The organism is Oleiphilus sp. HI0043 (genome assembly GCF_001634935.1).
Map to the genome: position 1 here is coordinate 1 of NZ_LWEY01000785.1, position 901 is coordinate 901.

Here is a 901-nt window from a genome sequence, read left to right on the forward strand (position 1 = left end):
GAGCAATAGATTAATTTAGACTGAAACTTTACCAAGGCCTCATAATCCAGACCTAGACGCGCCATAACACCTGGTCTGAATTGCTCAATCACAATATCAAACTCACTCACCAACTTATGAACGATCTCTTTTGCACTCTCATGCTTTAAATCAACAGCAATCGTTTTCTTATTGCGATTAACGCTGGCGTGCGAGGCAGAAACCTTACCTACCATTGGCGGCAAGAGCTTTAGTAGATCGGGTCGCGTAGGTGACTCTACTCTTACAACCTCTGCGCCCATATCTGCCAACAATTGCGTTGCATAAGGGCCCGGTAATAAGGTGGTAAAGTCGAGAATCTTAATTCCCTTGAGTGGTTGTGACATTACTTACCCCTACTTCCTTTAGACCATCGAGCGGCCGATAATCAACTTCATGATTTCATTTGTACCAGCATAGATCTTCTGAACACGCGCATCTGCGTAAGCGCGCGCAACCGGATACTCCCACATGTAGCCGTAACCACCATGTAGCTGTAAACATTCATCTATCACGTCACACTGAATCTCGGTAGTCAATAATTTAAGCTTCGCTGCGGTCACCACATCTAGTTGCTTATTAATATGCAGCTCTAAGCATTTATCGACAAATACACGCGCCATCGTCAAGGTTGCTGACATTTCGGCAAGCTTAAACTGGGTGTTCTGGAACGATGCTATTTCACGGCCGAAGGCTTTACGCTCTTTAACGTATGCGACTGTTTGCTCAAGAATCGACTCTGCACTAGCGATCGCGTTTAAGCCTACCGATAGCCGCTCTTGTGGTAGCTCCTGCATAAGGTAGATAAAGCCCATGCCTTCAGCACCTAGCACGTTTTCTTTTGGGACTTTTACATCCTGGAAGAATAGCTCTGACGTATCCT

The 901-nt window shown here is 45.6% G+C and carries 2 protein-coding genes; both read right to left on the minus strand.

Features of this window, described 5'->3' with window-relative positions; genetic code table 11:
- Positions 1–365, minus strand: a 365-nt coding sequence (locus tag A3729_RS09000; RefSeq protein ID WP_197475722.1) for a CoA transferase, incomplete at its 3' end; no start/stop codon positions are given.
- Between the two features lie 18 nt (positions 366–383).
- On the minus strand, positions 384–901 hold a 518-nt coding region (locus tag A3729_RS09005), incomplete at its 5' end, for an acyl-CoA dehydrogenase family protein (protein WP_255376385.1).